The sequence below is a fragment of the Candidatus Magnetominusculus dajiuhuensis genome, from assembly GCF_046044395.1.
GTDB classification, from domain to species: domain Bacteria; phylum Nitrospirota; class Thermodesulfovibrionia; order Thermodesulfovibrionales; family Magnetobacteriaceae; genus Magnetominusculus; species Magnetominusculus dajiuhuensis.
In genome coordinates, this window is sequence record NZ_JBJUSG010000046.1 from 1 (window position 1) to 24,016 (window position 24,016).

Genomic DNA, 24,016 nt, shown 5'->3' on the forward strand with positions numbered 1-24,016 from the left:
TTAAAGCACGGGGGCTTTTAACTCTTTTCGCTTCTCTATGTCGGTTATAGGGTTAAGGATAAATAATAGTTGATTGCAACAAATAATACTTGACAAAATTAGTATACTATTATAAAATAAAAGTATGTTAAGACTATCTACCAGATGTCAGTACGGGGTGAGGGCGATGTATGAGATAGCCCGCGGGTATCCGGCGATGCCGGTTACGATAAGGGTGATATCTGAGAAACAGGACGTATCGGTGGCCTTTCTGGAGCAGATACTGGGAAAGCTCAGAAAGGCCGGCCTGATAAGGAGCGTAAAAGGGCCTGGGGGCGGCTATATGCTCAAGGCGGCGCCGGAGGAGATTTCCATAGAGGAGATTCTGTTGATACTTGAAGGTCCGATAGCGATTACCGCGTGTGTGACTCAAGAGGCCAAAGAGGATAATAGAGCAGGGGGATGCGTAAAGGCTGACCACTGCGTAATACAGCACCTGTGGAAGGCGTTGGGACGACAGATTGAGGATTTTTTGAATACGATAACCCTCAGGGACCTCCTTGATGGGAGGCATTTCAGCCCGATTTTGCAGCACGGGGTTGAGGAGCGGGAGGCGGTGTGCCGCTGAAATTCGTCGAAAATGTAAAGGCGGACGTCACAAGCGACATAGTCTATATGATGTGCCCGATGCACTTGTTGAAGCTGGAAGAGCACATGAAAGAACTCCACAAGGGTCAGGTGCTTGAGCTGCTCACCGATTATGACGGCGCGCTTGAGGACATACCGGCATGGTGTGACAAGACCGGGAATGACTTTCTGGGGATAGACGAAGAGGATGATTACTATAAAATATATATCAGAAAAGGGGGCACAAATGAACATTAAATACTTTGACCACATAGCGTCAAACCCGTTGCTGCCAGAGGTGCTGGAGGCGATGATGCCGTATTTTAAGGAGCAGTTTGGCAATCCGATGAGCATGTACGACCTTGGAATGAACGCGAAACAGGCGATAGACACGGCGAGGGAACAGGTTGCCGGCCTGATAAACGCAAGGCCGTCGGAGATAATATTCACCTCTTCGGGGGCGGAGAGCAATAACTTCGCGCTCAAAGGGATGGCCCTTGCCAGACAAGGCGATGGCAAACACCTGATTATATCAAAGGCTGAGCACCATTCAGTGATGAACACTGCCCGTTCGCTCGAAAAACAGGGTTTTGTTGTCACCTATGTGCCGGTAGATAAGTATGGAATGGTTGACCCTGAGACGGTAAAAAAGTCAATAACGAAAGAGACGACGGTTATTTCTATAACTCTCGCCAGCTCAGAGGTTGGCACAATTGAGCCGATAAGGGAGATAGCCGCCATTGCGGGGGAGCACAAGATAGGTTTTCACACGGACGCGGTGGCAGCGGTGGGCAACATACCCGTGGATGTAAAGGACTTGGGGGTAGATGCGTTGAGCCTGTCAGCGCACCAGTTTTATGGCCCTAAGGGAGCGGCGGCAATGTATCTGAAAACGGGGCAGCGAATCCTGCCGCTTATATACGGGGGTATTCAGGAGGGTGGACGGCGCGCGGGGACAGAAAACGTACCGGCGATTGTTGGCATGGGAAAAGCGGCGGAGCTGGCGGCATTAAACCTCACCGGACGTATGGCCCATGTGCGGCAGTTAAGTGACAGGCTTACAGAGGGGATACTAAAGATAGAAAAAGTACACGCCACCGGACATCCGACGCAGAGGCTTCCCGGCCTTGCGAGTTTTGTGGTTGAGTACATAGAGGGAGAGGGGATGCTGCTTCTGCTCCTTGCCAAGGGGATATATGCCGCGAGTGGTTCCGCGTGTACATCAAAGGCGCTTAAGGCATCGCCGGTATTGCTGTCAATGGGAGTGCCGACGTCAATGGCCCACGGCTCGATAGTATTCAGCCTTGGGATAGGGAACACGAAAGAGGACGTAGAATGCTGTGTAGAGGAATTTCCACTGATAGTAAAACGATTAAGAGACATGTCGCCGTTTGCCAAAGAGGGCTGGGGAGCTATCAAGGCAGAGGACGCCAGTAAGGAGGGTGCATAAATGTATAGCGCGAAACTAATGGATCATTTTACAAATCCAAGAAACGTAGGGGAAATAGTGGATGCCGACGGCGTAGGTATGGAAGGCAATCCAACATGTGGCGACACGATGAAGCTGTCTATAAAGGTAAAGGACGACGTGATAACAGATGTGAAGTTTCAAACCTTCGGTTGCGGGGCGGCCATAGCTGTATCGAGCATGATAACGGAAATGGCGAAGGGCAAGACACTGGCGGAGGCCCTTTCAATAACGAAAGAATCTGTGGCAGAGGCGTTAGACGGGCTGCCGCCGCAGAAGATGCACTGCTCAAACCTCGGCGCGGACGCGCTTAGGAAAGCCATAGAGGACTACAGGTCAAGACAAGCGCAGGGTTGATTTTTCACGGCGAAAGTGCTATAGTGTAGATTCGCTGGCAGTGCACAAAGGCACTACGGCGAAAATGGAGAGGTGGCCGAGCGGTCGAAGGCAGCCGCCTGCTAAGCGGTTGTGGGGGTAATACTCCACCCAGGGTTCGAATCCCTGCCTCTCCGTTTCACTATAAGGTGCCATAATCGCCACAGACTTCACTCCAGCGCGTTACCAGACTTCACGCCAGTGCGTTGGCTATGCGGGCAAACTCATCTATGCTGAGCGTCTCCGGCCTTCTTGCCGGGTTAATGCCTATGGCGTTCAATATATCGCCTACTCCGGCGTTAAAACCCTTCAAATTGTTGGAGAGCGTCTTTCTGCGCATCGAAAACGCTGTCCTGACAATCGCAATAAATAACTTCTCATCGGCAACCCGTACCCTTTCCTCCCTTAACATTTTAAACCCTATGACCGCGGAATCCACCTCCGGCGGCGGCCTGAACAATTCCCTTGAAACGATAAACTTAATCTCAGGGACGCTTACAAGCTGCGACATTATCGAAAGCACCCCGTAGGATTTCCTCCCCGGTGGCGAGGCAATACGCTCCGCCAGTTCCTTCTGAACCATGAGGGTCATGCCTGTAAGTGTCTCTCTTTCCGCGAACAGCCTGAATATCAGCGGCGTGGTTATATAATACGGTATATTGGCGACCACTTTAAACGTGCCAACTGCCCCATAATCATATCTCAGTGCGTCAGCGTGGACAAGCTCAAGATTTGAGACACCTCTGAAACGCCCCTTAAGTCTCTCATAGAGGCTTACGTCCAGCTCTATGGCTATGACTTTTTTTGCCCTGTCTATGAGTTTTTCTGTAAGAGAACCCGTGCCAGGGCCAATTTCCACTACCACATCGTCAGGGGATACGTCCGCCGCCGCGACGATATCCCCGAGAATTGCGCCATCGTAGAGGAAGTGCTGTCCTAATTTTCTCTTTTTCACCGGCTTGTCCTGTATTATAATAGATTGTCCGCGCTTATTAACACCTACACCTCCCCAATGTCACGGTAAATTTGTTTTCCTTCATAAGTAAGCGATAGTTGCTTAGTTTGTTGCCATCCTTGCCCCTTTCTGTCATTCCGGCTTGTCAGGAATCGTCCCTTAAATGGTTGTTTCATGATGATTTTTCCTGTTCTGAGATATAAGGACAGATTCTGGACAAGCCGGAATGACAGCCAAAGAAAAGAATAGTCTGGAAATCATTAAAACTTCCCATGATAACTTGTTTCATTCGTTAGAACAAAAATACCGTGTCCCCAATGTGCATTCGTTCCCTTGAAATAACCATAGCGACGGGTATATAATACTTACAGGGTTGGGCTCAAAAAATATTTTTAAAAAGGGCCTAAAGTTTCTTAGTATATTGCCGATAAGAGAAGTGAACACTTTTAAGATGGCAAGGAGGAGGTAAGTTATTATGGCAATCCAAAATGTTGTTACACATCAGGCCCCAGATACAAACGCGGCAGCCTATAAACCCGCTAAGACGCAGCAGCCGCAGCAACCGGGTGGCGGTCAGAACAACGGGGGTACGGTCGGTGCCGCCGGTACAGAAAACACGCAACAGCCGGCTGCGATTGTTAACATTTCCACAACTGCAAAAGAGGCGGCAAACGCGGCCGCAAAGCAGACTGAAAATACTGGTGCAGCAGGGGCAACTGGTGCGGCGCAGAACGTAGGACAGCCGCAGAATACGCCGAACGTGAACCAGCAAAACCCTAAGGGAGTTGAGCAGGCGTTTTTTAAGTCGGTAGTGTAGCCGTATCTGATATTGCGTGATAAGGCCTTGACAAGGCAGCGTCAGCGGGGGTACTTGTTAAGGTGTGTAGTAAAACCAGAGACGTATAAGGAGAATGTAAAATGGAAATCGCAGGGATAGGTGTAAGTGCTCAGACGAATGTCAGCGCTGCCAACACGCAGACTAAGCAGCAGACCTATGCTCAACCTGCTTCCCAACAGCAGTCCCAGCAAAACGCCGAAACAACTGCTAAGGCTCCAGTCAGCTCAAGCAATAATGACTCCGTAAGGGTTACTATCACGAGCGAGGGAAAGAACATGCTGAACAACTCTCAGCAGAATGTTGCGGCAACTGGAGGGGATACCGCCAACAATCTGGCAAACTTAGCCCAGGGCAACAATGCTCAGCAGGGAACCCAGGCAGGGACCCCATCTGAAAAGAGCGCTAAGGACAATAACCAGATTAATCCGCCAGCCCCTCCCGTGAGTAGTCTTTTCAGCAATTCTGCTTATTATTCCGTGGAGAAAAACGCAAAGGATAATACGCAGAGTGTGGTAGTAAAAATTGTGGATTCAAATGGGAATGTGGTTAGGTCGATACCGCCTGAGGATTTGTTAAAGAGCGCGTCGGAACTGAATATCGGACCGAATAATCTTTACCATTCACTGACATAGGGGGAGCGCTCCCCCCTATGTCGGCGTGGAAGGCTTGGGTGGAGGTGTGTTGCGTATCATAGACAGATGGCTCACAAATGAGCACAAATGAATGCGGGTTCGGCCTCCCCCGGAACAATTATGTGTCAGAACAATGGGGCATTTTTACTTTGGCTTGACATGTCAGAACAATTATAGCGACTTCACTAAGGGTTTTCTGTTACAATATGGACATGGAAGCTGAGGCAGATAAACTCTTCAGATTATCAAGTGCCGTTGGAGAAATCCACAGCAGTATTTCTCGTGCTACCGACCATAATGACCTGCTTACAGCAATCCTTGACATTGTAGGTGCCCTTGTGCTGATACTTGACAAGGATGGGCGCGTGATTTATTTTAATCGTACCTGCGAGGAGATTTCCGGCTATGATTTTGCAGAAATAAAGGGTAAATGTCTCTGGAATGTCCTCACAAGGGAAGAAGACGCGGAGTCCGCGAGGGTAAATTTTGAAAAGATTTTGAAAGGGAATTATCCAGCCGCCTATGAGAACTTCTGGAATAGCAAAGACGGTTCAGAGCATTTGATTGCGTGGTCAAACACTGCCTTAGTTGACGAAAAATCTGAGGTAACATATGTGATTGCCACAGGGATTGACATCACGGAGAGGAAACTCACGGAACAACGCCTTCAGTATCTGTCATACTTCGATTCCCTTACAGACCTGCCAAACAGGACGCTCTTCTATGATCGTTTGAGCCATGTGCTGGGACACTCCAGAAGGTATAACCAGATGTTTGCCTTGTTGTTTTTAGACCTTGACGGATTTAAGTTTATCAACAATTCATTGGGCCACGACATGGGAGACATGCTTTTAAAGATGGCTGCCTCCAGACTGCCTAAATGCGTGAGGGAATCGGACACCGTAGCCCACGCGGGCGCTGACGAATTTGTGATAATCCTGCCTCTGTTAGAAAAGGTGCAGGAGGCCTCACTGGTTGCCGAGAAAATACTTGACGCCTTTTCAACCCCGTTTTATCTTGACGTACATGAGTGTTTTATCAGCATGAGCATTGGTATAAGCATCTATCCTGACGACGGAGACGATATAGACGCACTGCTTAAGAACTCGGACGTTGCCATGTATCAGGCAAAGAACAAGGGCGGCAACACCTATCAGTTTTATAACCCGGAGATGAACACCCGCGCGTTGAGGCGTCTGAAGCTTGAGAATAATTTGCGCAAGGCCCTTGAGAGAAACGAATTCGTTCTCCACTATCAACCTAAAATAGACCTTAACTCATGGTCGGTATCCGGGGTAGAGGCCCTGATAAGGTGGTTAAATCCACAGTTCGGCATGATCTCTCCGGTGGAGTTTGTTCCCTTAGCAGAGGAGACCGGCCTTATAATCGTCATAGGTGAGTGGGTACTCAGAACTGCCTGTGCTCAGGCTAAACATTGGCAGGACATCGGCCATAAGGGGATTCTTATGTCTGTGAATCTGTCTGCAAGGCAGTTTAAGTCGCAAAATCTTGTCCTGTTAATAGAGAATATATTAAAGGAAACAGGCCTGTCGCCTGAGTCTCTTGAGCTTGAGCTGACTGAAACTGTAGTCATGGACGACGCGGAGAAGGCTATCAAGATACTGCGGGAGATAAAAAATATGGGCATACACATAGCCATAGACGATTTTGGAATGGGCTACTCTTCGCTGAGTTATTTAAAGCGTTTTCCTATTGACTGCCTTAAGATAGACCGGTCATTTGTCAGTGATATAACAACCGACACCGACGACGCGGCAATAGCCACTGCGATTATAGCGATGTCCCACAGCCTGAAATTGAAGGTTATAGCCGAGGGAGTGGAAACAGATGGCCAACTGGAGTTTCTGCGCGCCCTTGATTGTGATGAGGCTCAGGGATACCTGTTTTCGAAACCATTGTCTTCTGAGGATATAAAGGTCTACCTCGCAAGCAAGAAGCTCAAATCGGGCAAGTAATGGAAATTCATGTAACATTGGGACCGGCGTGTCTTACAGAGCCACGGCTCATTGAACTGCTCAACTCAGGGGTTTCCGCCATAAGGCTCAACATGTCCTATGTAAACGAAGGGACACTCCACAGCACAATATCCCGCATAAGGCAAATTGCCCCTCACGTAAAAATAGGCGCGGACATAAGGGGGAGGAAACTTAGAATCGGCACCGTCCCGGGCGATAAGGTTACGCTCAGGGCTGGACAGACATTCAGGCTGTACCCATCAGAAGACGCCAAAGCGGGCGCTGAAGACTACGCCTATGTGAGTTACCCGCACATGTGCTCTAAACTAAACGCAGGGGCGGTAGTATTACTTGACGATGGGGCGATTACGCTTACGGTAATGGAAATCAAATACGGTGAGATTGCCTGCCGTGTTGAGACTGACGCGGAGCTGACCTCAGGCTGCGGGGTAAACACGCCGGGCTGCCCTATTGAACTTCCCCCGCTTAGTGCAAAGGACTATGGAGATATTGAGTGCCTGTCGAAATTATCAATTGACTTCGTCTATCTATCCTATGTGGAGAGGGCTTCGGACATTACGATACTCAAAGAAACCCTGCGCCGGTACAATATGAAAGACGCTGTTGTTGCAAAGGTGGAGCTTGCCGAGGCGGTGAAAAATCTTGAGGAGATATGTGCGGTGTCGGACGAGATTTGCATAGCGCGTGGAGATTTGGGCGTAGAGGTTGACCTGCCCAAAATCCCCTACATACAAAGACACATCGTGAAAACGGCAAGACAAGCCGGCAAACCCGTACTGCTGGCGGGCGAGGTGATGTTGTCGCTCGTAAACAGATACAAACCCTACAGGGCAGAGCTTACGGACGTGATAGCCGCCCTTGAGCAGGGAGTAGATGGTTTTATCCTATCCGACGAAACGGCAATAGGGGTAGACCCGGCAAACGCGGTAAGACATCTGCAAGCCTTGATACGGGAGCATAACCTGCGCTCAGTATGATTTTATCTCATTTTTTGCAAAATTGCGTTTATACCAGGTTGCGGTCAAATGAGTAAAAGGAGCATCCTTCGACAGGCTCAGGATGATTCGATTGATATAGAAATCTTCTTACTTATATGAGCCAATTGCAAAATGATGTGACTGTCAGTATTTACAACATTCTGGATTCCAGTTTTCGCTGGAATGACAGACATGGGAAGACGGAATCAGGTTGTCATTCCAGCGAAACATACATGAATAGGTAATATTCGCCCCCGCCCATGAAAATCGCAAGGCCATACTGCTAAGATTTATTCATTTCAGTGAAAGCTGGAATCAAGGAAAGGAATTTTCTATTGTATGTTTCTAATGCGTTTGCCTTGGGTTGCTTGACAGCGGTTCGCTTATTTATATAACCTAATACTAAGTTGCCGCAAAGGAGTAATAGGAGCATCCTTCGACAGGCTCAGGATGATTCGATTGTTAATAGAAAGAATCTTACTGCGATGTTTGCAGTTTGGTATAAGTGCGTGAGGAGACATTGAACAAACGAATAAAAAAGGGTTTAGTCTCAGGCCTGAAGGTTCTTGTCAGTGGGGCGATTCTATATGTGCTGCTTTCTAAGGTTGATCTGAACAGGGTTTTTTCATTGCTGAGAAACATGGATATGTTGTATTTCTCTTTGGGTTGCCTGTTGAATGTCGTTACGGTTGGTTTTATTTCCAGGCGGTGGCAGTTGTTTATCTCTGACGATATTCCCCTGAGTAAACTATTTTCACTCAACATGATAGGGCTTTTTTTTAATAACATAATGCCGGGGACAACCGGAGGCGACGCCGTCAAGGTATATTATGTCTATAAGAAGACAGGGAGTGGTTTGATTGCCGCGGGGTCAGTGTTTATGGACAGGTATATAGGGCTTGCAAATATTATTTTCATTGGACTGGCGGCCATGATGTTTGGCCTGAACAGGCTTGCCGGCACGGGTGTTGAGTTTTTTACTCCGGCGGTAACTTTGGCTTTTGTCGTGGGGAGTTTTATAGTGTTCGGGTTTCGCTTAGGCGGAAGATTTTCTTCTGTGGCGAAGTTTTATGAATACTTTCATTTATATATGAGGGATACTAAGGCCATCGCTTTATCGTTTATGCTGACAAGCGCGGCGCAGCTCATCGCCATTGGCTGCGTGTATTTGGTGGCAGTTGGTTTAGGTGTGAAGATTGGCGTTTTAGACCTTTTAATATTCGTGCCAATAATAGTGCTGATTGCCGCGATTCCTATCTCGATTTCAGGGTTTGGCCTGCGCGAAGGGGCATTTGTACTGCTCCTTAAAAGGGCGGGAATTGCCGAGGAGATGGCCATCGCGATTTCTTTCGGGTGGTATTTAACTACACTATTGGCAAGCCTGCCGGGTTTTATCTTCTATCTGTATAATAAAACAGAGGTCGGCGGTAAGGCCGATGGTGAGAAGACCGGCGATGACGACAGGGTTATTGAAAGTGTTTGACGATCCAAAAAAACAGTTAGAGGTTATCAGGCGTGGGGTCTCGGAGATAATAAGCGAGGAGGAACTGCTTGATAAGTTGGCGCGCTCTCATAAGAAGAACCGTCCGCTTAGGATAAAGGCGGGTTTTGACCCAACCGCCCCCGACATACACCTTGGGCATACCGTGTTGATTGAAAAGATGCGCCATTTTCAGGAACTTGGCCATGAGGTAATATTCCTGATTGGCGACTACACCGGCATGATAGGCGACCCAACCGGCAAAAACGAGCAGCGTAAGCCACTGTCCAAAGAGGAGGTTGACGCAAACGCGGCCACATATAAAGAACAGATATTCAAGATACTTGACCCGGCGCGCACCAAAATCGTGTTTAACAGCGAGTGGTTTTCTAAGATGTCCGCGCAAGAGGTCGCCAGCCTGGGGACACTTCTGACGGTTGCCAGGATGCTTGAGCGCGATGATTTCAAGAAACGCTTTGAGGCGCATAACGACATATCGCTTTTAGAATTCTACTACCCGCTGTTTCAGGGCTATGACTCCGTAGCGCTGAAGGCCGACATCGAACTCGGCGGCACAGACCAGAGATTTAATCTCCTGATGGGCAGGACACTTCAGAGAAAGTACGGCAAAGCCGAGCAGGTTGTCATAATGATGCCGCTTCTTGAGGGCCTCGACGGCGTAAACAAGATGTCCAAGAGCCTCGGCAACTACGTTGGCATCAACGAACCGGCAACAGAGATATACGGCAAATTAATGTCTATAAGCGATGAGCTGATGATGAAATATTATACGCTGTTAAGCCACAAGGACATTGATGAGTTAGCCGCGCTGCGTGAGGGACTTGCAAACGGCACGGTTCATCCCAAAAAGGCAAAAGAAGACCTCGCCTTTGAGATTACCGAAAGATGCCATGGGGCGTTTTCAGCGCAAAAGGCAAAAGAAGGGTTCAATTTAATATTTACATCTAAAGAAATCCCTGACGACATCGCCACATACTCATACGAATGGGCAGAACCCACTGTCTGGCTGCCCAAAATCCTGAAAGACACCGGCCTTTGTGAAAGCACCGGGCAGGCGATTCGTTTGATAAATCAGGGAGGCGTTAAAATTGATGGCCGCAAAGCAGACGGACAGGACGAAAAACTCCCTGCGGGGGAGTACGTACTAAAGGTTGGAAAGAGGAAATTTATGAGGATTAAACCGTTATAGCGCGGCGTATTTTTTTTTGAATGTTCTCACTCCACGACAGAAAATTGACTCCACCCTGTTTGTCTTTTCTCCATCCTCCTCATCTTGTCGTCATTCCGGCTTGTCTGGAATCTGCCTCTCCACTACGTCCTCAAGCCAAATAAGATTCCGGACAAGCCGGAATGACAGACTACGGACTAAGAGTGAATTCACTGTTCCTTTTGCCGCCACATTAAATGATATATACAAATTTGTTATTGCCGTATGTTATTATAGCATAACGTGAAAAAGGTAATATTATCATATATTGAGAAGGTGCCGGCGCTTTCTCCGACGATAGCGAAGATTGTGCAACTGACCAGCAGCGACACATCCTCAGCGGTTGACCTTGTGCAGGCGATTAAGCTTGACCCTGCCCTTACGGTAAAGGTGCTGAATCTTATAAATTCCTCTTATTTCGGGATGCCTCAGGAGGTTACTTCCATAAACAGGGCTATTATCCTGCTGGGAATGAATACGATAAAAAATCTTGCATTAAGCGCCGAGGTTCTGTCTTCGTTTAATCCGTCAAAGGGTGCGTTGTTTAATGTGGATAAGTTTTGGCAGCACAGCCTGGCCTGTGCGATTTCCTCCAAGTTGATTGCGCAAAGAATTATCAAAGACCCGGTGAAGCGGGAAGAGTTTTTTATCGCGGGGCTTATTCATGACATAGGGAAGATTTTTTTTATTAAGCATTTCCCGCGTGATTACTTATCTATGGTGAAAAAAGTAGGGAGTTCTGACAGTTTGAATCATAAAGAGAGGCTGTTATTCACAATGGACCACGCAGAGGTTGGCGGGCTTATAGCCGAGAAATGGGCGTTGCCCCCGGACCTTGTTGCGTCAATTCGTTTGCATCACGAAAGGACTGTCAAGGGTGAGACATCTTTTTTGCCGGCCTCAGTGTATATTTCAAATCTTTACTGTAAGACAAATGGGTATGGCGATGACATCGGGGCGATGGTTGCAAAGGAAACGGACGACCAGGACTGGGGCAGGCTTAATCTTCATAAGGTGGACGAGGCGGAGATATTGTCGTGTCTGCCGGAGAAGGTTGAAGAGGCAAAGGTTTTTTTACAGGTACGAAGCAAATAGATGACTCGAAAGGCCGCTATTGACAAATACATGGATATTTCAGTAATAGCACGGTCAGGAAGAGATTTAAGGAGGCGGTTGTTTATGAAAAAAGCGGTCTTGATGATTATGGTTTTATTTGTTATTACCTCCTGCGGCACGAAGGAGGTCAAGGTTCAGCCCAGGGAATCCACAAGGGCTTCGACCTCGGTTGAGCAGCTTCAAAAGATCAGGGAATATTACGTCAAAAAAGACGCGGAAGGGCTGAGGTCAATGATAACGGCCGAAGGGTTTAAGACGATAGCCGCCGGCATGAAAAGCTTCGATTCTGTGGAGCTGCAGTTTACCCCACGCTGGGTTGAACTCCGGGACGACGGCGTTGTCGTGTCATCCTCGTGGGACGGCACGTGGAGACAGGCCGGGCAGACTGTGACAGAAAAGGGTTCGGCCATGTTTCTCTTTAAGGGCACACCCTTAAAGCTGGACGCGATACTGCGCGACAGCCCCTTTATTTATCCTTAACAACGATGGCCGCCAATTTTCAATGCTTAGGATATTGAGAGAGCGGGTTCATTCCAGCAGGGAGTACGGGGCGCTTGACCGTAATTTCCTCGCATGGATAAGGACAAGCGTGTCGCTTCTGGCATTTGGCCTTGGTGCGGAGAAGTTTGGTGCCTTTATGGAGAGTTTATCGAGGGTTGACCTTACCAAAATAGCCGACTACGCCCATCGCGGCAGCTCTTTGGAACATGAAGGAATTGCTATAATGGTAATAGGTTCGGTGGTGGGGCTGCTTGGTTTTATACAATATCTGATGAGATTGAAACGCATGGACGATAAGATTTACACCATTCCCTATATGTCGTGTACAGCGATAACGTTTCTGGTTGTCTTAACCGGAATTTTGTTTACAATGAATCTTAGATAGGTGTGTTTAGGGTTTAATGTTTTTAAAATACAAGACGAACGAATATAGCCGTGCGCAGGTACATATGGCCAACGAGAGGACATTTCTCGCGTGGGTTCGCACGAGCATAGCCGTCATGGCCTTTGGCTTTGTAGTTGAAAAGTTCGGGTTGTTTATGCTGAAAATCACAGAACTGCTTTCTTCCATCGGCGAAAAACAGGTGAGGCCAGAAGGCGCGGCACATCTCCCCCCGAGACCCGACATATCGCTGTTCTCCTCAAAGATCGGCATACTGCTGATTATCATTGGGGAGGTGATTACCCTTATCTCGTTTATGAAATACATGAACACGACCAGACAGATAAGACATGAGTTGTATCATCACTCCATCGTCTTAGATCTCCTGATGACGATTGCCATAATAGTTATTGCCGTATTATTTACCGCGCATTTGATAGAATCAAGGATATGACATGCTGGTAGGCTATAGTACGAACGATAAGATTTGCCCCCTGAATGAACTGATTAAAATTGTCGGGGAAAAACGTGCTGAGGGGAAAAAGATAGTCTTTACCAACGGGTGCTTTGACCTGATTCATGCTGGTCATGTCAGGTACCTGCAACAGGCAAGGGGCCTTGGTGATATACTCATAGTTGCCGTGAACTCTGACGATTCAGTCAGAAGGCTGAAACCCCGCAGGCCGATTGTTCCTCAGGCAGAGAGGGTGGTCGTTTTGTCTGCCCTTGCCGCGGTGGATTTTGTCTTAATATTTGATGAGGACACGCCGTTTGAGACAATTGCGGCGTTAAGTCCGGATGTCCTTGTAAAGGGTGGCGACTGGAAGAAAGAAGACATCGTAGGGTCGGCAATTGTGCCGGAGGTGTACAGCCTGCCATACGTCGCTGGAATGTCAACAACAGGGATAATTAATAAGATACTGGAAAGGTATAACTGAAAAATATCATTGACACAATTATAGAGCGTCTCAGTCCATGCCTGAGCCATCCCATACCTGAGAGGATATACAATCTGAAGGGCAGCCTTTTGCCTCTTTTTTTAACACAGCTTGGGGAGAGCTTTCTTCTTATAACGAACTCCGACGACGATTTTAACGCAATATCTGAGGGATATGAATTCTTCGCGGCCATAACCGGCGCTAAACCACTTAGACGACTTCCCACGCCCGACGATACCTCCTCCACCGGGGCGCTTGTAGAGACCCTTGCCACAATCGGCAGAGGCGCCTCGGTAATGGCCTCTGTTAAGACGTTTACAACCCCATTAAATATCACCAAAGGGACTGAAATCAGCTCGTTTATAATACAACGGGGTGATGAGCTGTCAAGGGATTCTGCAATCAGAAAACTCCAGTCCTTCGGGTATAAACACGCTGCCCTGGTTATAGACAGGGGTGAGTGCAGTTTGAGAAACTATATCCTTGATTTTTACCCCGTGTCAAGGGATAATCCCGTCAGGATAGAGTTCTTTGGAGACGAGATAGACTCCATAAGGGAGTTTTCTGTGGAGACGCAGCGCACTACAAAAACACTTGATAGTTATACCGTATTCCCCCTGACATTCATATCTGATTCAACCGGAAATTCAGGTGGCGGGCACAGCAGTCTGATAGAATTATTTGACGCGTCACGCGTATTTATACTTTACGGCGCGGCGGCAGAGGGGAAGGCGTTTCTGGAGGGCGTCAGCAACGCCCCTGCGCTGACTATCCTCTCTGATACCACATTTGACCCCACGGGTGTGGATGCCTGTGCGCTGCCATTAAACGGGTTGGGCGTATTGTTGGAGGAGCGTGCCTCGATTGCCGAATTCCCACCGGCTGTGAACGCGTTATCTAAGGGCAGCCGCGTTATGATAGTATCGGCCACTAAGGCGCAGGGGCAGAGGCTTAAGGAGATATTTCTTGAGTCGGACATGGCTGTCCCCGTGATAAATAAAGAAGACGCGGCACATTATGAAGGGACAATATTTATCACCGTCGGCACACTCAATGAGGGATTGTTTATAGACGGGCTTGTTGTCCTTACCGAGACTGAAATCTTCGGCGAGGTACAGCGCCACAAGACGCGCCCCGGCATTTCAAATATATTCAAGATACTGGAGGAACTAAAGCCCGGCGACTACATAGTCCATTTCGACCACGGTATTGGCGTCTTCGAGGGGCTGCGCCAGGAGAAGGCGGACGACTTTGTCTATGACATGCTGATAATCCGGTACGCCGATGACGCGCGCCTCTATGTGCCTGTTAACAGCATTAACCTGATTAAGAAGTACTGGGCAGAGGAAGGAATCCTCCCGCATCTAGATAAATTGGGTGGAAAGACATGGCAGCGCGCCAAGAGCAGGGCCAAAAAAAGGATAGAGATTCTGGCGGAAACGCTTATCGCCCATTACGCGGGGCGCGAGGTTTCCAAAGGTTTTTCACTCAGCCCCGACGGTCCGCTTCACGCCGAATTCGACGATTTCTTTCCCTATGAGCCAACCCCTGACCAAATTACCGCGGCGATGGAGATAAAAAAGGACATGGAATCAGACAAACCCATGGACAGGCTCCTCTGTGGGGACGTTGGATATGGCAAGACTGAGGTGGCCATGCGCGCGGCCTTTAAGGCCGTATTTGACGGCAGACAGGTGGCGGTATTAGTGCCAACGACAATCCTGTGTGAACAACACTATTTGAATTTCAAAGAGAGGTTTTCCCCTTTCCCGATAAAAGTTGACTACATCAGCCGGTTTAAAGCTAAATCGAAGGCGGATGAGACACTAACGAGGCTGGCAAAGGGTGAGATAGACATAATCATTGGAACTCAGTCGCTGTTGAGAAAGGGGTTAGACATACCGGCCCTTGGCCTTTTGATAATAGACGAGGAGCACAGGTTTGGAGTTGCCCAAAAGGAGCGGATAAAGGAACTGAAAACGGGGGTACACTGCCTTACCCTAAGCGCCACCCCAATTCCAAGAACCCTGCAGATGTCCCTCTCCGGTATCTGGAAGATGAGCGTGATAGAAACGGCCCCTGAGCTGAGGCAGTCAGTTCGCACAAACATCTCTGTCTTTGACAAGCAAATCCTTCAGGAGGCGCTCCAGAGAGAGCTGCAAAGGGGAGGGCAGGTGTTTTTTGTCCATAACAGGATACACGATATAGACAAAGTGGCGGCTATGGTCAAGGGCTTAGTCAAAGAAAAAAGGGTTGCCGCGGCGCATGGCCAGATGAAGAACTCCGAACTTGAGGAGATTATGCTGAACTTTATTAAAAGAAAAATAGACGTCCTCGTATCAACCGCCATAATCGGCTCAGGGATAGACATCCCCACGGCCAACACGATAATCGTAAACAGGGCGGACATGATGGGGCTTGCGGATTTATATCAGCTTCGCGGGCGAGTAGGCAGGAGTAATGTCAAGGCATACGCGTATTTTTTTATCCCCGGGGAGGACTTAATCTCTGCAGACGCCAAAAAAAGGCTGAACGCCATACAAGAGCTGAGCTACTTAGGCGCGGGGCTTAGGCTTGCCCTGAAGGACATGGAGATACGCGGTGCCGGAAACATGCTTGGTGCCGAGCAGTCAGGGCATATTCATGCCCTCGGATTTGACACATACATGGAGATGCTTGAGGAGGAGATTTCGAGGCTCAAGGGTATGCCCATTGAACCCACAGATAAAGAGACTGAGCCGTCAATCGAGCTAAAAATGGAGGCGCATATCCCGGAAGGGTATGTTGAGGACGCCTCTGTTCGATTGAACTTCTACCGGCGCATTGCCCTTGCTAAGGAGGAGTCTGACATTTTTGACCTTGAGGACGAAATCATAGATAGGTTTGGCAAACTCCACGCCCAGACCGCGACGCTTTTTAATCTGATGCGCATTAAGATACTCTGTAAGAAAATCAAGGTGGCCTCCGTAAAGCGCCTCCCCGGCAAGATACAGGTTCAGTTTTTCGAAAGGGGAGCAGATGTGCTTGGGCACATGGCGGTGAATCACAAAAAATATGAACACAAGCTGCGCTTCCTGCCGCTTGGCTTTGAAGTCATGGTTAGAGACATCGCCACCGACGAAATCCCGCAGCTCTTAATCGGGCTTTTTAAGACAATAGCAGTGGAGTAAAATATCCCTGTGCGGGGTAACACCGCTTATCGCGTGCTGTATATCCTGAAGTCGAGGTTCTTAAATATCGAGTTTTTGTATTCCAGCCACTTCAGAAAATCTACATCTACCATCCCAGACCTAAGGCTGCCCAGAAGCGCGTTGAAATTCGAGATATGTTCCTTTGTCCTCTTAATGGAATACTCGGTTGCGGTTGACTGGGTTATCAAAAATGCCCAGTCACTGCTTTGCGCCAGCAGCAGCTCCCGTGCCATCTGGTTTATGACCCTCTTGTTGAGTTGATTTGGCTCTGAGGCGTCGTCCGGCATGTCATAGTACTCGTCCGCAATCTTTTCCATCGCGTCTGCCATGAAATGCAGGTGTCTGTATATCCAACTGTTGTTGTCGTTAAGCCATACGTCGTAGTAGCCATCCTCACCCCATGACGAAGGGCTTGGGGACACGGTTTGATTGTCGGGATGGCAGCAAAGGTATTCCATCGGGGTTACTGGTTTAATGATTTTATCTTCCTGTAACTTCAAAAGTACATGGTACAGGAAGTCCGGCCCTTCAAACCACCAGTGGCCAAAAAGCTCGGCGTCGTATGGGGAGACCATAAGGGGGGGCCTGTCCATGCGGGGGGCCAACGTCTCCGCCTGACTGTATCTTGAACTACAAAAATGCCCGGCATGAATCTTTGTCTTATAAAAGGCCGAGGTGGGGTCATATGGCAACTTATATTCAGTCTTCCCTGTAATCTTATAGTACTTAATCCCCGTAAAAACCCTGTTTCCATCGGGAGAGACGTATGGTTTGATATAATCCATATCCAGGTCATAGCCGATGTCCCTGTAGAAATCACGGTAATCCGGGTCGCCCGGGTAGCCCGACATAGAACTCCACACCTGCCTCGATGTCTCGGGGTCCCTTGCAAACACCGCAAGGCTGTTTAACGTGTATACTGGCGAATAAACAGAGAACCTCGGCTTGGGCACACCGTTGTTAATTCCATGAGATTCCAGAAAGAAATACCTGATTCCATATTTCTTCAGGATTTCGTCCAATCCCTCATAGTAGGCACACTCTGGCAGCCATATTCCGGTGGGGGCCTTACTAAAATGCTCATAGTGGCACTGTGTTGCAAGGGCAATTTGCGCCTCCACAGAACGTGGATTTGTCCTTAGCAGCGGGAGAAAGCCATGCGTTGCCCCGCAGGTGATTATCTCCAACTGGCCAGTATCAGAGAAGCGCCTGAAGCCGTTTAGCACACTGCCGCCAAGCTCATCGGTAAAGAATGTCCTTATCTCTATAAACCTCTGATAGTAAAATGTCGCAACCTTCAACATGCCGCTGTCATTTTTTAAGCGGCTCATCTCTTTTTGGGAAAGCTCAATAAGCCTGTCCATATACCTTATAAACAGACCCGTAAGATACTCATCGGCAAGCATTTCCACAAGGGGCGGTGACACGGACATCGTCAATCTGAAATCCACACCGTTGCCCTCAAGTTTTTTTAACCTCATAAGGAGCGGCAGATATGTCTCGAAAACAGCCTCAAAGAGCCAGTGCTCTTCCAGAAAATAATCATACTCAGGATGTTTTACAAACGGCAGGTGACAATGCAGTACCGGCAACCAGTATCCCTTTACCATCGGTCAGCTCCTTTGACGGGCGGGTATTTCACTTGAGCCGGACATGCCGCTTGAACCTGCCATCCCTTTTAATTCATTAAGGTGTTTTATAATTGAATCCATGTCGGCGTTAAGCCCCAATAATCTGAGAAAATCAAGAAACAAGCTCAACAGATGTGAGCCTGATGGCCCGAAAAGGGCCTTTATCAGCCCAAGCATTGCCCGCTCATCGTCAGACTGGTACTCTCGCTCATTGTCAAACTGGTACTCTTTCTTACCCATCAGCCGTAGGAGCATCTCTATGTTGTTCATTGAAATGTGCGGCGAGATATGCGGCAGCCACACGTTTTTAGTGGTTTCAATGGCGTCGTCCACACCACTGCCGTAACCCCTGCCCCAGAACTCCTCCTTCAGGCCAAGCACACTGTACGATGGGACATTGATCTTATCAGATTTCAAAAGTACGTTAAACACCCCGTCCTTTTCAATGCCTATCGCCGCTGCCATCGGTTTGAATTTATCAGTACATTCGGCATATATCTGTCCTAACAGCCCTGTTATCGAGGTGCGATACACCTCTTTTTCATTATAGTGTTCATCCCCGCCAAGTGTTAATTCATAAATCTTTACGGTAAAAGAAGACTCCGGGGGGTTATGCGCCTTATCCATGAGCAGTTTCTCGGTCAATTCCCAGTAGACATATACCTTTTTTTCGTTCACAGGCAGGATTACAATCGTATCGGTATTATATTTTGCGGGGATTTCGTAGTCCCCGGCTATCGGATATTTCGACGCGTCTGAAAGTAAGAAGGCTATGCTATGTCCGTCCTCACGAGGGTTATCTGTCTCCCTGCCTTCCTCTGCCCTGGTCTTAACGAGGGTGTTTTCCATAGCGTCTCCTTACCATATTGTCCCCACATCTGCGTTCAATGGAGATGTCCTTAAATAAAAAATACATTTTCCTTATTTGGCTACCACTTCCCGGAAATCCTGTTATAGAGTATCAGATACTCATCCGCCGCAGAACCCCACGAGTAAGCCGCCTTCATGTCGGCCAGCATAATTTCCCTGAAAGACCGGGGCTATCACAACAATGTACACTATCAACCTCCTGAGAGGATTATCGTCCTGTTAATATGCAACACCACGCAGACTTAACATGTAACACGCCCGCAAACATACCTGAGACTTGCAGTGCCCGACAACTACTGGCTATGCTACCACAATGCCACCGATTATGTAAATTATATTTCTTGCACCGACACGGCAGCGTCAAAGTTCAGTCATCAGGAGCGCTCCCCCATCTGGCGTCACTCCTTCGCGCGATGCTCAATTGTACATCGAATATATTCGTCTATGTTTTTTATGTCGGGTATTTGAGTCAAGCCTTGTTCTCTTACGCGAATATCCAGCTCCATTATCAGGCCATCAAATGCGTTCTCAAAAAACAAACCTTTAGGCTCCAATTCCTCAGTAAATCTATCTGTCGGACGAAGCAGAGCGGCTGGGATATGTAACTCAATAGCTAAGAAGTTTAGCACTTCAATGACCTGGTCTTTTGGCAGCCCCGACGATTCATAGTACAGTTGATAAAACTCATCAGTGCTTAACTCTTCCCTGCTCAGAAAGCGATTCACCCGTGCAAAGCTGCCAAATGACATCATTAAGATACCAGCAAGCACTATAATGACAACGGATGCAATCTCAATTACGGCCTTAACTGTCAGGTAAATCCTCCTAAATTGCTAACGGTTAACTACTCTATCCTTACCCAATGTGGAAACAGATCGCAGGATTTAGGATCATCGTCATGCAAACAACACTCTAAGCAACCAGTTTCAATTAAAATATCAAAACCACCTTCAGCTAACGTTGGTAATTAAGCAGCCCTTCCCCCGTATTTGGCTATAGGGTGCAAGAAATCGTCAAGCTCAGGGAATATCTTTTTGATTCCATACAACTGCAAATAATGCTGCCATGATGTTGGATGAGCAGGCGCTCCAAGTTTTGCAGGGACCAATCCAACTGCCCTGTTTGCAAGGGGATTAAGTAAATCATGTACGGTCACCAGCTCAGACCATTGGAATCTGTTCTCCTCTATGCAGGTTTGCAGACAATGTAAGGCCTTTTCGCGAGCCGCATCAACGGGCAAACACTGCAACGACAACTCCGCAAGTAACCTTAAAACCGAGTTATACACTTCGGTAAGCACTTCAAGTACTCTGCCTGGAAAAAGTTCTAAATGTAGAATTTCTCTACCGAGTTCATCAAGTAATTCAGTAAGTCTAACTGGATCAATAGGCGAACGTTGAATTTCCCGGTCAATTTCACCAAGTAATACAAGAAGTCTGTCAGCAGTAATATATTTATCTAAATCTTCCATGCTCAATTCCTCCTTCTATTCTAAAACAGTTATCATTGCTTATGCAATGTTTGTTTATGTATTTAAAAATACGGCAGATAACGAAGTAAAGCCTCTGCCTCGCTATCTGCCGTTGCCCCTGAATTTTAGAACAATTTAAAATCACCGCCTGATGTGGCGTCTCCGGCAGGGTTTATCTTCTGTTGTGGCTGTGCTTCGACATTGGCTGCCGCATTTGGCGAATTTTTGGCTTGCACCTTGGAGGGCTGTAAAACCTCAGCGCCTACGCCCCTGACATCTGCGCGTCCGTAACGTCTCCTACCTTCCACGACCACATCTCTTTAGACTCACCGGGTATTATCCTGTCCACGTTTCTCTCAAGGTACGAAATTAACTAAGGAAGTATTTATTGTTTATAAAATATTAGATGCTGTCATTAATAATGATGGACTGACACTAATTATTTATAATCTTCCCAGGCATAATAGTATTTTCTTATAGTTTTCTCGTCGGTACAGGACAATTGTGTTCGCCAGTAATATCCAGTTTTTGTTGTATTGTCAATGGCGAAAAATTCAAAAACTGAAGCAGCACGAACGAGGGCAGCACGACAGCGATAAAACTTATACCTTGAGCGTTTTGTTGGGAAAAATGACTTTTTCAAATCATCGGGCCACCAGTTTGGAGATGTCGAGGCTGGAAATACAACTATGCTATTATCAACTTCCTTACAGTTGGTCGGAGATGTTATATAGTGAAAGCTGACCCAGCAATATGCATAACCATATCGTGCATCGGCTTCTGACCGTTGTCTGATGTCAAAGGCATCCTTTGTATAATTATCAAGTGTTACCGTAGATGTGTATTCAGATCCATTATCAAGTATCACTGTATTAGCTTCAAGTATCACCTTATTACTGCGGCCTGGCCCATTATAGTCAGTTTCCTCCCATTTATCATAATGATCATTAGTTTTCTGATTTACTTCGTAGTTTTCCCAGTCGTAATAGTAGTTTCTCATTTCACTACCACCGATAAACTCAGATATCGTTTTCCAATAAAATCCCTTTTTAGTTGCATTATCAATAGCTAAATATTCAAAATATGAATATTCTGAGCCGATGTCTGAAGCGAGGCAACGATAAAACTTATATCTTGACTTATTTGTTGAAGAAAATAATCCTATTAAATCGTTTGGCCACCATTTTGGAGATGATATTGAGTTTGGAAATACAACCATGTTGTTGTTGACCTCTCTACAACTTGTCGAAACTGTCAAATAGTTAAAACTTAGCCAGTAATAAAAAGATGTCTTGGGAACATCGAAGCGTTCTCTAATGTCAAATGCATCCTTTGTAAAATTATCTAGCGTTACCCTATATCTGTGTTCAGAACCATTATCAAGTATTACCTTACTGCCGTGGCCGGTTCCATTATAGAAATTTTCTTCAAAATTACCAAAAACAAACTGCATTATCTCATTGCAAGACACAAGTGTTGTCACAACAATAAGGCACAAGACTATCGGTTTTAATAATCCTACTACTCTGTACATAGTATTAATTACCATTCTGTTAGTCTATAATAAACAGCCCGTAGATTGCATCAATTACTTGATAACTATATCTACAATAAAGGCACTTATGAACATTGCTATATTTCTTAGTTATGTATTATAATCCAATAACTGAATAAAAGCAATACTAATTGAATTCACGACCAAACCATTCATTGCTTGCAATGACTCTGATTAATAACCGTAACGTTTCATTGCAAGCAATATCGGCCACTCTCTTACCTGCTCAGGTGAAGTGGTGCATGGTAGACACCTACATCACCTCTTGTATTTTTCTGGAATACCCTTTGGCCACAGATCCTTACAAAGTTCTTCACAGGGCGTAGAAGGATTACTTATTCCAAGCTTTCTTCCTTCTTCGTTTGCTTTCATATCGCCTATACTGTCATCTACCTCGGCTGACGGCAGGTGGTGATATTTGCGTCCGAACACTTTTCTGGGGATATCGTACAATTCTTTTCCTAGGCCCCCAACCTGTGACGCAACCTGTCCGGTTAAACCAAGTTTGACGGTTTTGCAGTGAGCTACGCAGTGATAATATTTATCTACTGTACCGGCATCTTTCTCATAAGGGGTACCTCCCATACTATTAATCACATCGTCCATCTTATCTTTTTGTGTATTCGCCTCCTTCCACGCTCGTTTGAGCAGGTCGATTTCACTGTTAATTTGGCCTGCAACAGAATTAGCCGATGATACAGGTTGCCGGTCATTGATCAAGGCCGAAGCGTTCTTGTCGCTATCTGCATCTGCCGAGTTCTTGCGCTTATTCGCCATCCTTTTTCTTAACTTTTGAAGAAAAGGGCTAAGCTTCCTGTTCTTAGCTACATTGTCGTCGCCTCCTTGTTTGGGAACACCGGGCAGACTTCCTTCAAACTTTCCATCTTCTCCTTGAATCCAAAAATGTTCCGCCATACTCCCTCCTGTGTGGCTGTTTGTCCTGGTGCCGCTAATGCGGGCAGTTTTGATATAACAGGGTTTGGGGATTCCCGCTTGCACGGGAATCCCCCATGTTCACTCATTTAGAACACCTTAAAATCACCGCCTGATGTGGCGTCTCCGGCGGGGTTTACCTTCTGTTCAGACTGCGCTTCAACATTCGCAGCCGCATTTGCCGATTCAGGCTGAGCTTGCGCCGCGGTTGGCTCCGGTATCACCTTGTTCACATCAAGTTCAAGCGCCCTCGCTGCTTCCCTTAACAGTTGCCTGCGGCCGTCTGTGCCGATTATCTCCATGTCAACCGGATTGTTCGTCGCTCGCAGGAAATCACTTCTCCTGATTGCCTGTTGCTCCTTTGCTATCAGGGACGATGTCCCCTTTGCTATTATCCTGACATCCGGTACATCGTCAATCCCCTTATCATAGTCCAGATTGAAATAATACTGCCTCTGAACAGATGTGGCTATTACCTTTGAGTCTATGTTTTTTACGACGTTTTTGATGCCGCGCGCCGCCTGGCTTATCAGCATCGAAAACCCGCTTGCCGTGCCGTTTGCCGCAACGTCTTTCATCCCGCCTCCCGTGTATGTCGGGATGCCCGTCTGCTCCTCGGCGCGCTTCAGGAAAAACTCATAGACGGCCATTAGTTTATCCACCACCATCGGCGGGCTGTAAAACCTCAGCGCCTGCGCCCCTGACATCTGCGCGTCTGTGACGTCCCACACCTTCCACGGCCACATCTCCTTGGACTCGCCGGGGATTATCCTGTCCACATTTCTCTCAAGCTGCGGCCCGCTTGCTATGGCAACATTATTTATCCCAGATTGTCCATTAGGAGGAAAAGTCTAATGGCGGCCATTAGGAAA

25 protein-coding genes and 1 tRNA gene are annotated in these 24,016 nt (G+C 47.4%); 17 read left to right on the forward strand and 9 right to left on the reverse strand.

Translation table 11 applies throughout. The annotated features are described in order from the left end of the window. Nucleotides 1-124 precede the first annotated feature (124 nt). The 5 genes from AB7D94_RS07965 to AB7D94_RS07985 all read left to right on the forward strand — a co-directional run bounded on the left by AB7D94_RS07965 (nucleotide 125) and on the right by AB7D94_RS07985 (nucleotide 2,586). Nucleotides 125-607, forward strand: coding sequence for an RrF2 family transcriptional regulator (locus tag AB7D94_RS07965; RefSeq protein WP_420265249.1), 483 nt, complete (start codon nucleotides 125-127; stop codon nucleotides 605-607). After that, nucleotides 598-864 (forward strand): sulfurtransferase TusA family protein, encoded by a 267-nt coding sequence (locus AB7D94_RS07970; protein ID WP_420265250.1) that lies wholly within the window; start codon nucleotides 598-600, stop codon nucleotides 862-864. The genes AB7D94_RS07965 and AB7D94_RS07970 overlap by 10 nt, the downstream gene beginning before the upstream one ends. Then, a complete protein-coding gene (locus tag AB7D94_RS07975) occupies nucleotides 854-2,056 on the forward strand; it encodes a cysteine desulfurase family protein (RefSeq protein ID WP_420265251.1) in 1,203 nt (400 codons plus the stop codon). Before AB7D94_RS07970 ends, AB7D94_RS07975 begins: the two co-directional genes overlap by 11 nt. Continuing rightward, a complete protein-coding gene (gene nifU, locus AB7D94_RS07980) occupies nucleotides 2,057-2,431 on the forward strand; it encodes a Fe-S cluster assembly scaffold protein NifU (RefSeq protein ID WP_420265252.1) in 375 nt (124 codons plus the stop codon). A 66-nt stretch (nucleotides 2,432-2,497) separates the two neighbouring features. After that, a tRNA-Ser gene (locus AB7D94_RS07985) sits at nucleotides 2,498-2,586 on the forward strand. 56 nt (nucleotides 2,587-2,642) lie between these two features. On the opposite strand, the gene rsmA is transcribed toward AB7D94_RS07985, so the two are convergent. Continuing rightward, on the reverse strand, nucleotides 2,643-3,404 hold the full coding sequence (rsmA, locus tag AB7D94_RS07990) for a 16S rRNA (adenine(1518)-N(6)/adenine(1519)-N(6))-dimethyltransferase RsmA (RefSeq protein ID WP_420265253.1): 762 nt from the start codon (nucleotides 3,402-3,404) through the stop codon (nucleotides 2,643-2,645). A gap of 475 nt (nucleotides 3,405-3,879) precedes the next feature. Here rsmA and AB7D94_RS07995 point away from each other — a divergent pair, with 475 nt between their 5' ends. From AB7D94_RS07995 to mfd, 12 genes are all read left to right on the forward strand, one after another. Then, entirely contained in the window at nucleotides 3,880-4,221 is a 342-nt protein-coding gene (locus AB7D94_RS07995; RefSeq protein ID WP_420265254.1) for a hypothetical protein, read from the forward strand. Nucleotides 4,222-4,322: 101 nt separating this feature from the next. Further along, entirely contained in the window at nucleotides 4,323-4,874 is a 552-nt protein-coding gene (locus AB7D94_RS08000) for a flagellar protein FlaG (protein ID WP_420265256.1), read from the forward strand. A 206-nt stretch (nucleotides 4,875-5,080) separates the two neighbouring features. After that, the gene (locus tag AB7D94_RS08005; protein WP_420265257.1) at nucleotides 5,081-6,850 is read left to right on the forward strand and encodes a putative bifunctional diguanylate cyclase/phosphodiesterase; all 1,770 of its coding nucleotides are present in this window, start codon (nucleotides 5,081-5,083) and stop codon (nucleotides 6,848-6,850) included. Continuing rightward, complete coding sequence (locus tag AB7D94_RS08010; protein ID WP_420265259.1) at nucleotides 6,850-7,848, forward strand: pyruvate kinase; 999 nt, start codon at nucleotides 6,850-6,852, stop codon at nucleotides 7,846-7,848. The genes AB7D94_RS08005 and AB7D94_RS08010 overlap by 1 nt, the downstream gene beginning before the upstream one ends. A gap of 520 nt (nucleotides 7,849-8,368) precedes the next feature. Beyond that, nucleotides 8,369-9,331, forward strand: coding sequence for a lysylphosphatidylglycerol synthase transmembrane domain-containing protein (locus AB7D94_RS08015; RefSeq protein WP_420265260.1), 963 nt, complete (start codon nucleotides 8,369-8,371; stop codon nucleotides 9,329-9,331). Beyond that, nucleotides 9,285-10,538: a tyrosine--tRNA ligase gene (tyrS, locus tag AB7D94_RS08020; protein WP_420265262.1), complete on the forward strand. Its 1,254-nt coding sequence runs from the start codon at nucleotides 9,285-9,287 to the stop codon at nucleotides 10,536-10,538. Before AB7D94_RS08015 ends, tyrS begins: the two co-directional genes overlap by 47 nt. Before the next feature lie 261 nt (nucleotides 10,539-10,799). Then, nucleotides 10,800-11,651, forward strand: a complete 852-nt coding sequence (locus tag AB7D94_RS08025) for an HDOD domain-containing protein (protein WP_420265263.1) — start codon at nucleotides 10,800-10,802, stop codon at nucleotides 11,649-11,651. A gap of 84 nt (nucleotides 11,652-11,735) precedes the next feature. Beyond that, the gene (locus AB7D94_RS08030) at nucleotides 11,736-12,152 is read left to right on the forward strand and encodes a hypothetical protein (RefSeq protein ID WP_420265264.1); all 417 of its coding nucleotides are present in this window, start codon (nucleotides 11,736-11,738) and stop codon (nucleotides 12,150-12,152) included. A gap of 22 nt (nucleotides 12,153-12,174) precedes the next feature. After that, nucleotides 12,175-12,558, forward strand: coding sequence for a YidH family protein (locus tag AB7D94_RS08035; RefSeq protein ID WP_420265265.1), 384 nt, complete (start codon nucleotides 12,175-12,177; stop codon nucleotides 12,556-12,558). Nucleotides 12,559-12,574: 16 nt separating this feature from the next. Next, nucleotides 12,575-13,009, forward strand: coding sequence for a YidH family protein (locus tag AB7D94_RS08040; RefSeq protein WP_420265266.1), 435 nt, complete (start codon nucleotides 12,575-12,577; stop codon nucleotides 13,007-13,009). A 1-nt stretch (nucleotide 13,010) separates the two neighbouring features. Next, nucleotides 13,011-13,493, forward strand: a complete 483-nt coding sequence (rfaE2, locus tag AB7D94_RS08045; protein WP_420265267.1) for a D-glycero-beta-D-manno-heptose 1-phosphate adenylyltransferase — start codon at nucleotides 13,011-13,013, stop codon at nucleotides 13,491-13,493. Nucleotides 13,494-13,582: 89 nt separating this feature from the next. Continuing rightward, the gene (mfd, locus tag AB7D94_RS08050; RefSeq protein WP_420265268.1) at nucleotides 13,583-16,663 is read left to right on the forward strand and encodes a transcription-repair coupling factor; all 3,081 of its coding nucleotides are present in this window, start codon (nucleotides 13,583-13,585) and stop codon (nucleotides 16,661-16,663) included. A 26-nt stretch (nucleotides 16,664-16,689) separates the two neighbouring features. Here the strand turns inward: mfd and AB7D94_RS08055 are convergent, their stop codons facing one another. From AB7D94_RS08055 to AB7D94_RS08090, 8 genes are all read right to left on the reverse strand, one after another. After that, nucleotides 16,690-18,294 carry a glycoside hydrolase family 57 protein gene (locus tag AB7D94_RS08055; protein ID WP_420265269.1) on the reverse strand — a complete coding sequence of 535 codons (1,605 nt, stop codon included), beginning with the start codon at nucleotides 18,292-18,294 and terminating at the stop codon, nucleotides 16,690-16,692. A 3-nt stretch (nucleotides 18,295-18,297) separates the two neighbouring features. After that, entirely contained in the window at nucleotides 18,298-19,164 is an 867-nt protein-coding gene (locus AB7D94_RS08060) for a DUF4912 domain-containing protein (protein WP_420265270.1), read from the reverse strand. A 419-nt stretch (nucleotides 19,165-19,583) separates the two neighbouring features. Further along, nucleotides 19,584-19,937, reverse strand: coding sequence for a hypothetical protein (locus AB7D94_RS08065; RefSeq protein WP_420265271.1), 354 nt, complete (start codon nucleotides 19,935-19,937; stop codon nucleotides 19,584-19,586). 215 nt (nucleotides 19,938-20,152) lie between these two features. Beyond that, the gene (locus AB7D94_RS08070; protein WP_420265272.1) at nucleotides 20,153-20,656 is read right to left on the reverse strand and encodes a hypothetical protein; all 504 of its coding nucleotides are present in this window, start codon (nucleotides 20,654-20,656) and stop codon (nucleotides 20,153-20,155) included. Between the two features lie 125 nt (nucleotides 20,657-20,781). After that, nucleotides 20,782-20,964 carry a hypothetical protein gene (locus tag AB7D94_RS08075; RefSeq protein ID WP_420265273.1) on the reverse strand — a complete coding sequence of 61 codons (183 nt, stop codon included), beginning with the start codon at nucleotides 20,962-20,964 and terminating at the stop codon, nucleotides 20,782-20,784. A gap of 131 nt (nucleotides 20,965-21,095) precedes the next feature. Beyond that, a complete protein-coding gene (locus AB7D94_RS08080) occupies nucleotides 21,096-22,190 on the reverse strand; it encodes a hypothetical protein (RefSeq protein ID WP_420265274.1) in 1,095 nt (364 codons plus the stop codon). Between the two features lie 279 nt (nucleotides 22,191-22,469). Continuing rightward, nucleotides 22,470-23,126, reverse strand: a complete 657-nt coding sequence (locus AB7D94_RS08085) for a hypothetical protein (protein ID WP_420265275.1) — start codon at nucleotides 23,124-23,126, stop codon at nucleotides 22,470-22,472. 107 nt (nucleotides 23,127-23,233) lie between these two features. Then, a complete protein-coding gene (locus AB7D94_RS08090) occupies nucleotides 23,234-23,923 on the reverse strand; it encodes a hypothetical protein (protein ID WP_420265276.1) in 690 nt (229 codons plus the stop codon). Between the last annotated feature and the right edge of the window lie 93 nt (nucleotides 23,924-24,016).